The sequence below is a fragment of the Muricoccus radiodurans genome (assembly GCF_050154705.1).
Classification (GTDB): domain Bacteria; phylum Pseudomonadota; class Alphaproteobacteria; order Acetobacterales; family Acetobacteraceae; genus Roseomonas; species Roseomonas radiodurans.
On sequence record NZ_CP189561.1, the window covers coordinates 651,206 to 664,736 of the forward strand.

At 71.9% G+C, this 13,531-nt stretch carries 11 protein-coding genes; 3 read left to right on the forward strand and 8 right to left on the reverse strand.

The features are described 5' to 3' along the window. The first annotated feature begins 343 nt into the window (after nt 1-343). Together ACP6CK_RS03265 and ACP6CK_RS03270 are read left to right on the forward strand one after the other, a co-directional pair. Complete coding sequence (locus ACP6CK_RS03265) at nt 344-811, forward strand: helix-turn-helix domain-containing protein (protein ID WP_426957337.1); 468 nt, start codon at nt 344-346, stop codon at nt 809-811. Nucleotides 812-1,134: 323 nt separating this feature from the next. After that, on the forward strand, nt 1,135-1,461 hold the full coding sequence (locus ACP6CK_RS03270; RefSeq protein WP_426957338.1) for a hypothetical protein: 327 nt from the start codon (nt 1,135-1,137) through the stop codon (nt 1,459-1,461). 326 nt (nt 1,462-1,787) lie between these two features. On the opposite strand, the gene rpmG is transcribed toward ACP6CK_RS03270, so the two are convergent. The 8 genes from rpmG to ACP6CK_RS03310 all read right to left on the reverse strand — a co-directional run bounded on the left by rpmG (nt 1,788) and on the right by ACP6CK_RS03310 (nt 12,962). Beyond that, nucleotides 1,788-1,955, reverse strand: coding sequence for a 50S ribosomal protein L33 (rpmG, locus tag ACP6CK_RS03275; RefSeq protein WP_426957339.1), 168 nt, complete (start codon nt 1,953-1,955; stop codon nt 1,788-1,790). Nucleotides 1,956-2,171: 216 nt separating this feature from the next. Further along, entirely contained in the window at nt 2,172-3,707 is a 1,536-nt protein-coding gene (locus ACP6CK_RS03280; protein ID WP_426957340.1) for a S41 family peptidase, read from the reverse strand. 11 nt (nt 3,708-3,718) lie between these two features. Then, complete coding sequence (rnr, locus tag ACP6CK_RS03285; RefSeq protein ID WP_426957341.1) at nt 3,719-6,118, reverse strand: ribonuclease R; 2,400 nt, start codon at nt 6,116-6,118, stop codon at nt 3,719-3,721. Nucleotide 6,119: 1 nt separating this feature from the next. Further along, nucleotides 6,120-8,888, reverse strand: a complete 2,769-nt coding sequence (gene topA / locus ACP6CK_RS03290; RefSeq protein ID WP_426957342.1) for a type I DNA topoisomerase — start codon at nt 8,886-8,888, stop codon at nt 6,120-6,122. Nucleotides 8,889-8,973: 85 nt separating this feature from the next. Further along, the gene (gene dprA / locus ACP6CK_RS03295; protein WP_426957343.1) at nt 8,974-10,077 is read right to left on the reverse strand and encodes a DNA-processing protein DprA; all 1,104 of its coding nucleotides are present in this window, start codon (nt 10,075-10,077) and stop codon (nt 8,974-8,976) included. Nucleotides 10,078-10,084: 7 nt separating this feature from the next. Beyond that, nucleotides 10,085-10,735, reverse strand: a complete 651-nt coding sequence (gene plsY, locus ACP6CK_RS03300) for a glycerol-3-phosphate 1-O-acyltransferase PlsY (protein WP_426957344.1) — start codon at nt 10,733-10,735, stop codon at nt 10,085-10,087. Beyond that, nucleotides 10,732-12,024, reverse strand: coding sequence for a dihydroorotase (locus ACP6CK_RS03305; protein ID WP_426957345.1), 1,293 nt, complete (start codon nt 12,022-12,024; stop codon nt 10,732-10,734). The genes plsY and ACP6CK_RS03305 overlap by 4 nt, the downstream gene beginning before the upstream one ends. Continuing rightward, nucleotides 12,021-12,962: an aspartate carbamoyltransferase catalytic subunit gene (locus ACP6CK_RS03310; RefSeq protein WP_426957346.1), complete on the reverse strand. Its 942-nt coding sequence runs from the start codon at nt 12,960-12,962 to the stop codon at nt 12,021-12,023. Before ACP6CK_RS03310 ends, ACP6CK_RS03305 begins: the two co-directional genes overlap by 4 nt. Between ACP6CK_RS03310 and ACP6CK_RS03315 the strand changes: the two genes are divergently transcribed. Next, complete coding sequence (locus ACP6CK_RS03315) at nt 12,961-13,518, forward strand: GNAT family N-acetyltransferase (protein ID WP_426957347.1); 558 nt, start codon at nt 12,961-12,963, stop codon at nt 13,516-13,518. The two genes, ACP6CK_RS03310 and ACP6CK_RS03315, sit on opposite strands and share 2 nt — an antisense overlap. Nucleotides 13,519-13,531 lie beyond the last annotated feature (13 nt).

A 13,531-nucleotide genomic window follows, 5' to 3' on the forward strand; every position in this document is an offset into this window, starting at 1 on the left:
TCCATCTTCACTCCACCTTGTGTCGGCCCGCAGCATGAGGTGGGCACGCGCGCTTCCGCTCGGCCAAACCGGGACCACCGAGATCGGGGCAAGGGAAACACGGTGCTCCCGGTCCGGAACTGCCCTACCGGGGAAGAGGTGTTCAGCTATCGGGCGGGTTCGGCTGACTTTTGCACGCGACCTCTGGAGCCCTGCGTTCCGCAGGAGCGGCCATGGAACGCTAATGCGTCCTTCTAGCGTTGCGTCATTCAGAACCTTCTGTCAGATCCCGCCTCAACGAGTTGGCCAAGCTGAAGCTTGTTAGCGCCGTACAATCGTGGATGCGGAAGGCACAGAGCAGCACGTGAGCCCTGAACAGTGCCGGCAAGCGCGTGTCCAACTCGACTGGAGTGCCACCCGCCTCGGAAAGAAGGCGGGCATCTCCATCCATCCGATCATCGATTTCGAGCGTGGCCGGACGCGTCCGCGGCGGGAAACGCTGGCCGCAATTCTGGCCGCCTTCAAAGCCGCCGGGGTCGAGTTCAGGAATGGCACGGCCGTCAGCCAGGCGGATGCGGAGCCCCGCCAAGTCGAACGCATCCGCGTGGGCCGGGGGTGGCCAGATCCCGAGGCGCCTGGCGTGCCGGCGAAGCTGGAGGACGATGGCTTCCACTGGATGCGTTGGCCGGCCACCCGGCTCTGGACGATGGGGTACTGGTCAGGCGTGTTGGCGAGATGGACCATCTCGTATTGGGGAGAGATCGTCCCAGCGGGAAAAATGGCCCATCTTGAATATGTCGGGCCTGCAGAGCCGCCGTCGGACGAACGCTGAAAGACGGCCTGACACTTTGCGTTCGGGGCTGGCAGGGCGGGTCGGGTCTTCAAAGCTCTCCGCGTGCTGCCTTCGCTGGACGTCCGCGAAGATGACCGGCCGTGCTGGGTGCCTGCATGCACCCTTCGACGGAAGGGGCCCTGGCTCTTGGTCAGAGGACCGGTCTGGTCAACCGGACATCCGCCCTGAATGGGCAGTGGGCGGAGATGACAAAAATGGACTCTTGATCTGAAATTTCAGTCATGCTGGCCGGCGGCCTTGTCGATCTCTCGATCCCGTGATCCGTTCCGGCTCGGGCAACACCGCCCTTCAGGACGCATTCCGTGATCTTCCGTCGCCTCGCTCTGGTGGCAGCGCTTTCCGCCGCCGTGACCGGCTCTGCCTTCGCTCAGAGCAACAACCCTGATTTCCGTCTCAACAATCGCTCCGGCCAGACAATCAACGAGGTCTACGTGTCCTCCTCGAACGTGAATTCCTGGGGCCGGGATCGGCTCGGGGACAACGTGCTGCCGTCGGGCCAGAGCCTGGAGATCTCGCTCCCGGCCGGGCAGTGCATGAACGACATCCGGGTGGTGCTGGCGAGCGGCCAGGCCTTGGAGCGCCGCGGGGTGAACACCTGCAACCTGCAGGACTTCGACATCAACCCCTGAGCCTGATGCAGGCTGCCGTCCGGAATGGCCGGTCGGCAGCTTGTTTCCCTCACCGGGTTAATTTACCGGGCAAAGGACGGCCTAGCCGCCTTGGCCGACGTCCCGGCAGAGCCCGGGATCGCCCCACCCTTCGACCCTTCCTGCTTCTCGGATCGGTCGCAGCACTCGGATGGCAAGAGCGCGCACAGCGGACGCGCGCACGCGGAGCCCAGTGGCTCGCCCCACCCCTCAGCCCGTTTAGATCCGCCGCCAGGATGGGGTGGCCGGACCTTTCGGAGCGGCCGCCCTCACAAGCACCCCGCGAGGTCGGGGTGTAGCCGAGCCGGTTACTTGATCTTCGCTTCGCGGAAAACGACGTGCTTGCGGGCGACGGGGTCGTACTTCTTCTTCTCCATCTTCCCCGTGGCGGAGCGCGTGTTCTTCTTCGTCACGTAGAAGTAGCCGGTGTCGGCGGAGCTGACGAGCCGGATCTGGATGGTGTTGGACTTGGCCATGATCGGATTCCGCAGGCGTGCACCGGCAGAGCCGGCGCGGGGTCAAGGTGGGCGTGGAGGGGGCGCAACCTAGCGCCCACGGCGCCTGCGTCAAGCATTCAGCGGGACGAGACCTCGCTTACGGGCACCAAGTCCCTGGCCGAGCACCCCGAACACAGGTGCCTTCCGCCTTGCCGACGCTCCCCGCGCCTTCCGGCGCCCCGGTCCAGGGCGGCCCTAGCCGTCCGGCCGGTGAAGGGCGGCGCGGTACGTCTCGGGACGGTCGAGCAGCGTCCGGGCAGCGGCCAGGTCGGCGTCGCGGCCCTCGGCCGGAGGGCAGGCGCTGCGGAGCGCCGTCACCTCGCTGACAGGGACCGGTGCGCGGGCCGCACGGTGGCGGGCGAGCATGGGGGAGAGCAGATTGTCACCGGTGGCGAGGGCGGCCAGGGCGGCGCTCGTCTCCTCCGCGCCCCGGCTGGTGCAGACGGTCGGCATGACGCCGAGGGACTGCAGGGGCCAGCCGAGCGGGGCGAGGATTCGGGACCAGGACACGAGCAGCTCCGCCCCCTCGGGCATCGGCACGAGGATCTGGATGAGCCCCTTTCCGAGCGTGGTGCTGCCGACGACGACGCCGCGGCCATGATCGCCGATCGCCGCGGCCACCACTTCGGCGGCCGAGGCGGTCCGGCCGTCCACCAGCACCACGAGTGGGCGCCCGTCGGCCAGGTCGCCGCCGGTCGCGACGAAGCGGCGGCGCGCGTCGGGATGGCGGCCCTCCGTGAAGGCGACCGTGCCGAGGGAGAGAAAGGAATCGGCGACCTGGATGGCTTGCTGGAGGAGCCCTCCCCGGTTGCCGCGCAGGTCCAGCACCACGCCGCGAGTCGCGCTCTCCGCCCGGTCCAGCGCGCTGTCGAGCTGCGAGGCGGTCCCGGCCGAGAAGACCGGGACGCGGAGCCACAGTACGCCGTCCCGCACTTCGGACGAGACCGCGAGGGGAGGGGCCGCGGCGCGGGTGAGGAGGAGCTCCTGCGTTCGCCGGCCCCGGCGGATCTGGAGGAGGAGGCCACTGCCGGGGGGGCCCTCCAGCAGGCGGGCCGCGTCCGCCAGCGCACCGGCCGAAAGAGGGACGCCATCGGCCGCAAGGACCCTGTCCCCCGGTCGAAGCCCGACCTGTGCGGCGGCGCTGTTCGGAGCCACCGTCAACACTGCCACGCCGTTCCCCGGCGCCGGGCCGAGCGTGAGGCCGAGATCGGCAGCGCCGAGGCGGCGCTCGCGGGCCTGCCGGGCCTCGCCGGGCGTGACATAGCGGCTATAGGGGTCGAGGTGGTTGAAGATCTCTTCGAACCCGGCCTGAAGCACGCGCTGCGGACCGGCCCGCTGAATCGAGGGGGAGAGGATCTCGGCCTCCGCATAGAGCGTCGCGACCGCTTCCGCGACGGAGGACGGCGTGCCGCCCATCAGCCGCTCGATCGGCAGCCGGCCGGGAAAGGCGATGCGCAGGGCCGGGCCGCGGCGGGAGGTGGAGATGTTCGGCTCCAGCGCCTCGAGGCCGCGCAGGGCCCAGTGGCCGAGGTCGGTGGGGTCCGTGCGCTCGAGGTGCCGCTCGGTGATAGCGGCGAAGCCCGCACGCAGCGTGTGGACGCTGTCGGTGGCGCGGGCGGCGGACGGGAGCAGGAGCAGCGCCGCGAGCGCGGCGACGCGGGCGAACTGTTCGCCCAGGGCGTGGCGGCGCCCCACCATCGGCGGTGCAGGGGGCGGCGCCCCGGTGGTCAAAGGTTCCGCGGTCAGCGGCGCGGAGTGCGGTGGGACCCCGGCGTGCCGGTCGCCTCCTCCGCCCGGTGGGCGTCCCGTCCCGTCCGGTCCCGTCCCTTGACCGCCGGCTTCCCTGCCAGGCGCTGGCGGCCCCGCGGCGGGCGGCCCGTCCCGGTCGCGCGCGGATCGCCTTGCAGCAGCTGGAAGGTGAGACTGCCGGTGCGCGGCGTCGCCTCCGCCAGCCGCACCTCGACCTCCTGGCCCAGCGTGAAGGTCAGTCCTGTGCGGCGGCCGATTAGGCGCATCGCCGCGTCCTCGTGGAACCATTGGTCGTCCGGAAGGGCGGACATCGGAACGATCCCGCTGGCGCCGCTCTCCTCTACTGTCACGAAGAGTCCGAAGCGTGTCACGCCGGAAACGCGTGCCTGGAATGTCACGCCCACGCGGTGTGCCATGAACGCCGCGAGGTAGCGGTCCACGGCGTCGCGCTCGGCCAGGGCGGCGCGCCGCTCGGTGCGGGTGATGCTCTCGCCGGTGTCTGGCATTGCCGCCGCTTCCGCATCCGTCAGCCCGTCATCGCCCAACTTCAGGCCCCGAATCAGCGCGCGGTGGACGAGCAGGTCGGCGTAGCGCCGGATCGGGGAGGTGAAATGCGCGTAGCGCGGCAGGGCGAGGCCGAAATGGCCGATGTTGTCCGGCGCGTACTGCGCCTGGGACTGGCCGCGCAGGATCGTCTCGCTGATCAGGCGCGATTCCGGCAGATCCTTCGTGCGCTCCAGGATGCCGGCGAAGTCGCGGGGTCGGACGAGGTTCGAGGCCGGCAGGTTGAAGCCGAATCCGCCGAGGAAGGCGCGCAGCGTCTCCAGCTTCTCGTCGGAGGGGCGGTCGTGGACGCGGTACATGCAGGGCTGGTGCAGCCGCTCCAGCTCCTCCGCCGCGCAGACATTGGCGGCGACCATGAATTCCTCGATCAGGCGATGGGAGTCGAGGCGCGCGCGCGGGGCGACGGAGAGCACCTTCCCCGCATCGTCCAGGATGACCCGGCGTTCGGGCAGGTCGAGGTCGAGCGTGCCCCGGCGCTCCCGCGCGTCGAGGAGGGCGTGGAACGCGTCGTAGAGCCGCGCGATATGCCCCGGCGCCAGGCCGGCATCCTCGCCGGCGTCGCGGGCGGCCTGGACGCGCTCATAGGTCAGCCGCGCGGCGGACCGCATCAGCCCGCGCCCGAAGCGGTGGCCGGTCTTTGTCCCGCGCGCGTCGAAGCGCATCTCGACGTAAAGGCAGCCGCGATCCTCGTCCGGCTTCAGCGAGCACCAGCCGTTGGACAGGGCCTCCGGCAGCATCGGGACCACCCGGTCGGGGAAGTAGACCGAGTTGCCGCGGGCCCGGGCGTCGCGGTCCAGCGGCGCGTTGGGGCGGACGTAGTGCGCCACATCGGCGATGGCGACGAGGACCCGGTGGCCTTCCCCGTCGGGCTCGGCGTGGACCGCGTCGTCGAAGTCGCGCGCATCCTCCCCGTCGATGGTGACGAGCGGGATGGCGCGGAGGTCGTCGCGGCCTTCCGGCCCGACGCCGCGCGCGCGCTCGGCATCGCGGATCGACTCGGGGGAGAACTCCTCCGGGATGCCGTGGGCGGCGATGCAGAGGCGGGAGACGGAGCGCGGCTCGTCCATCGAACCGAGGCGCTCCACGATCCGGGCGCGCTTCGGCCCGTAGGGGCGGTCGGCGCCGCCGCGCAGGGGCTCGGCCTGGACCAGCTCGCCGTCCTGCGCGCCGTTCCTCTCCTCCTCCGGGATGAGCCAGTCGGCGCGGGCTCGGCGGTCCACAGGCTGGACGAAGCCGTTCTCGTAGATGCCGAGAATGCGCGAGGCCGCCCCCGACCCGATGCGCTTGAAGGTCCGACCCTCGTACCGGTCCGGGCCGATCCGGGTGATGCGCGCGAGGACGCGATCCCCCGGTGCCAGGGCCGGCTGGCCCGCCCGCTCCGGGCGCATCAGGACCAGAGGTTTGCCCGGCCCGTCCAAGGTGATCGGGCGCGCCAGCGGCTCGCCGTCCGGATCGGTGCCGAAGACCTCCAGCGCGGCCATGTCGGGCAGGTTCTCGCTCGCGCGCAGGGTGCGGCGACCGACGGGCGCGGCGCTGCCCTCCTCCTTCATCGAGGCGATGAGGGCGCGGAGTGCGGGGCGTTGCTCGGTCGAGAGGCCGAAATGCCGGGAGATCTCGGTCTTGCCGACACGGCCGGTCGCAGCGCGGAGAAACGTGCGCAGTTCTTCCCGGCTCGGCAGGGGGTTCGGCTCCGCGCCGGCCGCTGGCCGGCGGCGAAGGCCGGCCGCACGTTCGCGCGGCGGCTGATCCGTGCGTTTCGCCGTGCCCCGCGCATCCGTCGCGTCGCCCGGCCCACCACGGCGGGGTGTGCGGGGCGGGCGCTGCGGCACCTCAGCTCGACCGGGTGGTGCGCGCGGCGGGCTTGGCCGGCTTGGCGGCCGCCGTCTTCGGCTTGGCCGCCACCTTGGCCTTCGCTGCCGGCTTCGCGGGGGCCTTGGCGGCGGCTTTCGCTGGGGCGGCCTTGGCACGTGCGGCCGGGCGGGCCGGCGCGGCGCGGGTCGGGGTGGCCTCCGCGGCGGCCGGCGCCTTGCGGGCGCCGCCGCGCCGGGCGCTGGCGCCCTTCCGGGGCGGCAGGGGCTTCCCCTTCTCCGCGAGCAGGGCGACGGCCTGATCGAGGGTGAAGCTCTCCATCTCCACGCCGCGGGGCAGGGACGCCACGGTGCTGCCGTGCTGGGCATAGGGGCCGAAGCGGCCGCGCTTCACCTCCACCACGGCGCCGTCCTTCGGATGGTTGCCGAGGGTGACGCCGCGCGGCTTGGCATTCGCCAGCAGCTCCATCGCGCGGTTCATGCCGATGGACAGGACATCGTCGCCCGGCGTGAGCGACTGCGACAGCGCGCCCGCCTTCAGGTAGGGCCCGAAGCGGCCGAGGTTGGCCGTGATCTCCTCTCCCGTTTCAGGGTGGACACCGATGATCCGCGGCATGTTCAGTAGCGCGATCGCCCGCTCGAGCGTCAGCGTTTCCGGGTCCATCCCCCGGGGGAGGCTGGCGCGTCGGGGCTTCGTCGCCTTGCCCTTCTCGTCCGTACCGGGCTCGCCCAGCTGGGCATACAGGCCGTAGGGGCCGCGCCTGATGGACACCTCCTGACCCGTATTCGGATCGGTGCCGAGGCTGCGCGGGCCCTCGTTGCCCGCATCCTCCCCGTCCGCGGATTGGACGACGAGAGGACGGGTATACCGGCACTCTGGATAATTCGCGCAGCCGATGAAGGCTCCGGTCCGGCCCAGGCGCAGGCCCAAGCGGCCGCCGGTCCGGTGCTCCGCGGTGCAGACCGGGCAGGCGCGCGGGTCGGTCCCGCCCTCGTTCGCGGGGAAGAAGTGCGGCCCGAGGTCCTCGTCCAGCGCGTCGATGACGTCGCTGATCTTGAGGTCCTTCGTGGCGTCCACGGCGTCCCGGAACTGGGCCCAGAAGTCCCGCATGACCTCCCGCCAATCGAGCCGGCCGCCGGAGATGTCGTCGAGCTTCTCCTCCAGGGCCGCTGTGAAGTTCGTGTCCACGTAGCGGGTGAAGAAGGAGGTCAGGAAGGCGGTGACGAGCCGCCCCCGGTCCTCGGGGATGAAGCGGCGGGCCTCCAGCCGAACGTAGGAGCGGTCCTGAAGAGTCTGCAGGATCGAGGCATAGGTGGAGGGGCGGCCGATGCCGAGCTCCTCCATCTTCTTCACCAGCGAGGCCTCGGAGTAGCGGGGCGGCGGCTGGGTGAAGTGCTGGTCGGCCCGGACCTCACCCCGCCGGGGCTCCTCGCCCTCATGCATCGGGGGCAGGGTCTTGTTCTCGTCATCGGCGGCAAGACGTGCATCATCAATGTCTTCGCGGTAGAGCTTCAGATACCCGTCGAAGGCGATGACCTGCCCCGTAGCGCGCAGCCGGACCTTGCCGGACCCGTCCGCGAGGTCGACGGCGGTCTGGTCCAGCTCCGCCGATTGCATCTGGGAGGCCACGGCGCGTTTCCAGACGAGGTCGTAGAGGCGCCGCTGCTCCGGGTTGAGGTAGCGGGCGACGGATTGCGGCGTGCGGGTCACGTCGGTCGGCCGGACCGCCTCGTGCGCCTCCTGCGCGTTCTTCGCCTTCGATGAGTATTCGCGCGCGGCGACGGGCAGGTAGTCCGGGCCGAAGGCGTCCTTCACGTGGTCCCGGATCTCGTGGATGGCCTCGCGCGCCATCTGGACGCCGTCCGTCCGCATGTAGGTGATGAGGCCGACGGTCTCCCCGCCGATGTCCACGCCCTCGTACAGCTGCTGGGCCAGGCGCATCGTGGCCTGGGCGCCGAAGCCGAGCTTGCGGCTGCTCTCCTGCTGGAGCGTGCTGGTGGTGAAGGGCGGCGGCGGGTTCCGGCGGACTCGCTTCTTCTCGATCGCGGCCACGCGGAATGCGCCGGCCTCCACCGCGGCCTTGGCGCGCAGCGCGGCCGTTTCGTCCGGCAGATCGAATTGATCGAGCTTCCGGCCGTCGAGGTGAGTGAGGCGGGCTGTGAAGGGCGCGCCGGCGGGGGTCTGAAAGGCGCTCTCGACCGTCCAGTACTCGCGCGGCTTGAAGACCTCGATCTCGGCCTCGCGCTCGCAGATCAGGCGGAGCGCCACGGACTGCACGCGCCCGGCGGAGCGGGAGCCCGGGAGCTTCCGCCACAGCACCGGCGAAAGGGTGAAGCCGACGAGGTAGTCCAGCGCCCGGCGGGCGAGGTAGGCGTCGATCAGCGGGACGTCCAGGTCGCGCGGATGGGCGATGGCGTGCTCGATCGCGCGCTTGGTGATCTCGTTGAAGGTGATCCGGTGGACCTCGATCCCCTTGAGGGCACGGCGCCCCTCCAGCATCTCGCGCACGTGCCAGGAGATGGCCTCGCCTTCACGATCCGGGTCAGTTGCGAGGTATAAGCGCTTGGATTTGCCGGATTTTAGGGCCTGCGCGATCTCGCGGACCTGCTTCTCGCCCCGATCTTCGGAGGACCAGTCCATGGCGAAGTCCTCCTCCGGCCGGACGGAGCCGTCCTTGGGGGGGAGGTCTCGGACATGGCCGAAGGAGGCCAGCACGGTGTAGCCGCTGCCCAGGTACTTGTTGATGGTCTTCGCCTTGGCGGGCGATTCAACGACGACGACGTCCGTCATGCTGGGCCTGGCGCCCTCCGCTAACGTCCTGGCCCGGCCGGGCGTGAGGCGCGCCGGAACCTCTCGGCCCCGGGGCGGTCACGCCCTAAGCGCCGGAACGGACGACGCGGTTGCCGGGCAGCGACTGGATGAGGCCCTCCAGCTCCAGGTCGAGGAGCGTGGCCCGGGCCTCGGACGGCGACAGGTGGCAGCGGCGCAGCACCTCGTCAACCGGGAGTGGCGTGGGGCCGATCAGGTCGAGGAGGGTGGTCGCGGCCTCCCCGGGCTCCGACGCGGGGGCGGGTACGGGCGCGCGTGCAGGCGTGCGGGAGGTCTCCCGCGGGGCCCTGAAGAGAGGGAGCGCGTGCGGCGTGGCGGGCAGGGTGTCCAGCACATCGGCCGCGTTCTCGCAGAGGTGGGCGCCCTGCCGGAGAAGGTCGTTGGAGCCCTGGCAGCGCGGGTCGAGCGGGGAGCCGGGGACCGCGTAGATCTCCCGCCCGGCCTCGGCGGCCAGGCGGGCGGTGATGAGGGTGCCGGACCGCAGCGCCGCCTCGACGACCACGACGCCGAGGGAGAGGCCGGCGACGATCCGGTTCCGCTTGGGAAAGTGGCGGGCGAGGGGGGCCGTGCCGAGCGGGGCCTCGGCCACCAGGGCACCGCCCTCGGCGATCCGGTCCTGCAGGTCCCGGTTCTCCGGCGGGTAGGCAACGTCGAGGCCGCCCGGCAGCACGGCCACGGTGGCGCCGCGGCGCAGCGCCCCCTCATGGGCGGCGGCGTCGACGCCGCGAGCCAGCCCGGAGGTGATCGTGACCTCCTGCTCCGCCAGGGCTTCGGCCAGGTCCTCCGCGATGCGCCGGCCGCCCGCGGAAGCGTTGCGGGCGCCCACGATGGCGACCTGCCGGGCGGTCAGCAGCGTGGGATCGCCGATGACCGCGAGGACCGGTGGTGCATCGTCCAGAAGGGCCAGGAGAGGCGGGTAGGGGTCGCTGCCGTGATGAACCCAGACGCCGCCCATGGAGAGGACCCGGTCATGCTCCCGCGCGGCGGCGGCCGCGTCTCCGACCGTCACGCGGAGGTCCGGCGCTTCCGCGAGGGCCCGCAGCGCCGCCTCGGCCGTGCCATGGCGGGCGAGGAGGCGATAGAAGGTCTGGGGGCCGATCCCCTCCGCGCGCGCGAGCCGGAGGCGGGCAACGGACTCGGCCGGGGTCACGGGCCGGTCATTTGCCCTGGCCGATCCGCGGCTCGGTGCCGGCGAGGAGCCTGCGGATGTTCGCGTGGTGCCGGGCGAGGACGACCAGCACGATGAGGGCGACCGGCCAGGCCACGGCCCCGCCACCCCAGGCGTAGCCGACGAAGGGCGCGACGATCATGCCCGCGAGCGCGCTCGCGGAGGAGATGCGAGTCACCTTCGCCATCACCAGCCAGACAAGGCCGGCGGCGACGAAGACGGGCCAGGCGAGCGCGAGGAAGGCGCCGAGCGCGGTGGCCACGCCCTTGCCGCCGCGGAAGCCGAGCCAGACCGGGAAGCAGTGGCCGATGACCGCCGCGATCGCGGCCACGCCGGCGGCGATCCGCCACCCCTCGCCGCCCGGGGCCAGGTAGGCGGCCGCCAGCGCGCCCACGATCCACACGGCGGCCGCGCCCTTCAGCCCGTCCAACAGCAGCGTCGCCGCGGCGAGGGCCTTGTTGCCGGTGCGCAGCACATTCGTCGCGCCGATGTTGCCGGAGCCGATCGCGCGAATATCTCCGAGCCCGGCCGCGCGGGTGAGGATCAGCCCGAAGGGAATGGAGCCGAGGAGGTAGCCCGGCAACGCGGCGATGAGGGCGAGGGTGCCGAGCGCCGCCCCGAAGAAGGTTCCGCCGCTCACGGCCGCCGTTCCGTCCCGCCGAAGGCCCGCACTCCCGCCTTCCAGGTGCCGAGCACCCGCCCCTCCAGCGCGCGGCCGTCAAAGGGGGAGTTCTGGGCTTTTCCGGGAAGCCGCCCCGCCTCGACCTTCCAGGCGCGGTCCGGGGCGATCAGGACGATGTCGGCGGGGGCGCCGGGCGCGAGGCGCCCTGCCTCCAGCCCGAGCAGCCGCGCCGGGGCGGCGGTGACGAGCTCGAGCGCGCGCATCAGGGTCAGATCGCCGGCATGGACGCGGGCGAGGGTGACCGCGAGCAGCGTGGCGAGCCCGGCGCCGCCGGCCTCGGCCTGGGCGAAGGGAAGGCGCTTGTCGTCGGCGTCCCGCGGCTGGTGGTCCGAGGCGATGAGATCGATCGCGCCGTCCGCCAGGGCGGCCACCACGGCGCGCCGGTCCTCCTCCCGCCGCAGCGGGGGGGAGAGTTTCGCGTAGGTCCGGAAGTCGCCGATCGCCGTCTCGTTGAGGTCGAAATAGGGGGGCGCGGTGTCGCAGGTCACCCGCAGGCCGTCCGCCTTCGCCTGCCGGATAAGATCCAGGGCGGCGGCCGTGGAGACATGGGCGAAGTGGACGTGGCCCCGCGTCAGGCGCGCCAACGCGATGTCGCGGGCCACCATCATCGCCTCGGCGGCCGCTGGGGCGGCGGGCAGGCCCATGCGGGTGGCCATCTCGCCCTCGGTCGCGGCGGCACCGCGCGAGAGGCTCGGCTCCTGCGGATGCTGGACGATGGGGCGGCCGAAGGCGCGGGCATAGGACAGCGCGAGGCGCATCGTGCGCGCCTCCGCGATGGCGTGGCGACCATCCGTGAAGGCGACCGCGCCGGCCTCGGCCAGGAGCCCGAACTCGGTCATCTCCTTGCCCTCGCAGCCGCGGGTGGCGGCGCCGTAAGGCAAGATCGTCAGGGACCCGGTCTCCGCGCCGCGTCCGGCGATGAAGCGGAGCAGGGCCGGGTCATCCAGCGCCGGGTCGGTGTCCGGCAGGGCGCAGAGGGTGGTGATGCCGCCGGCCGCCGCGGCCTCCGCGGCGGACTCGATCGTCTCCCGGTGCTCGTGCCCGGGCTCCCCGAGCGACGCGCGCAGGTCGATCAGGCCGGGAGCCAGGATGTAGCCATCGCAATCGAGCGTCTCGGCCCCCTCAGGCGCACCGGTGCCGTCGAGGGAGGCAATCCGCCCGTCCTGCACCAGCAGGCTGCCGGGCGCATCGCGCCCCGTGGCGGGGCAGACCAGGCGGGCGTTGGTCAGGACCAGGGGGCGGGTCATCGGGCGTTGCGCCGCTGGTTCTGGGACAGCACGTCCAGCACCGCCATGCGAACCGCGACGCCCATCTCCACCTGCTCCCCGATCACGGAGCGGGCGGGGTCGTCGGCGATGGCGCTATCAATTTCCACGCCGCGGTTCATCGGGCCGGGATGCATGACGATGGCGTCCGGCTTCGCGTGGCGCAGCTTCGCGGCGTCCAGGCCGTAGAAGCGGAAGAACTCGCGGGCCGAGGGGACGAGGCCGCCCTGCATGCGCTCCTTCTGCAGGCGCAGCATCATCACGACGTCGGCGTCCTTCAGCCCGGCCTTCATGTCGTGGTGGACCTCGACGCCCAGCGCCTCGGCCTCGGCCGGGATGAGGGTGGGCGGCCCGATGATCCGCACCCGGCAGTTCATCGCCAGCAGCAGGTGGATGTTGCTGCGGGCCACGCGGGAGTGCAGCACGTCGCCGCAGATCGCGACGGTCAGGTTCTCCAGCCGTCCCTTGCGGCGGCGGATGGTCAGGGCATCCAGCAGGGCCTGGGTGGGGTGCTCGTGGGTGCCGTCGCCGGCGTTGATCACCGCGGCGTCCACCTTCTGGGAGAGCAGGGCGGGCGCGCCTGACTGGGCGTGGCGGATCACCAGCAGGTCGGTCTGCATCGCGTTCAGCGTGGAGGCGGTGTCCAGCAGCGTCTCCCCCTTGTTCACGGAGGAGGTGCTGACCGACATGTTGATCACATCCGCGCCCAGCCGCTTACCCGCGATCTCGAAGCTCGTCCGGGTGCGGGTCGAGTCCTCGAAGAAGAGGTTGATCAGGGTGCGGCCGCGCAGCGTGTCGCGGGCGGTCTTCCCGCCGCGGTTGAGCAGGACGAAGGAATCGGCGAGGTCCAGCAGCTCGGCGATGTAGGGGGGCTCCAGTCCCTGAAGGGCCAGGAGGTGCCGGTGCGGGTAGAGGGGCATGGGCGCGGAAGCTAGCCGGGCCGGGGCGCCCGGGAAAGACGCCGGGGAGGGCTGGCGGCCGATGGTCGCGGCCGACCTCCCGGTAGCCGAGGCGCTGGCCACCGCGACCTACCCCGGGCATCCCGAGGACGAGGCCGTGCTTCTGGAGCGTTTCCGGCTCTTTCCGGAGGGGTGCCTGGCCTTCGGGCCGGTGGGTGCCGGGTGGGGCTACGCGGTTTCGCACCCCTGGACGTTCCGCTCACCTCCGGCGCTGAACACCCTGCTCGGAGCGCTGCCTGCCGACCCGGACACGTTGCACCTGCACGACCTCGCGCTCCTGCCTAGCGCCCGCGGACGGAACGCGACCGCCGGTGCTCTCGGTCGCCTGTCCAGGGTGGCGGCCGGACTCGGTCTGCAGAGAATCTGCCTCGTCGCGATCGGCGGCCTGGCGCCCTTCTGGGCGAAGCACGGCTTCGTGGTGGTGGAGGACCCCTGCCTTCTGCCCGTCCTCCGGCGCTACGATCCGGCGGCGCTCTTGATGGAGAAGTCCGTCGCGCAGGATTGCGCGCTGGAGTGACGGGCGCCGGACC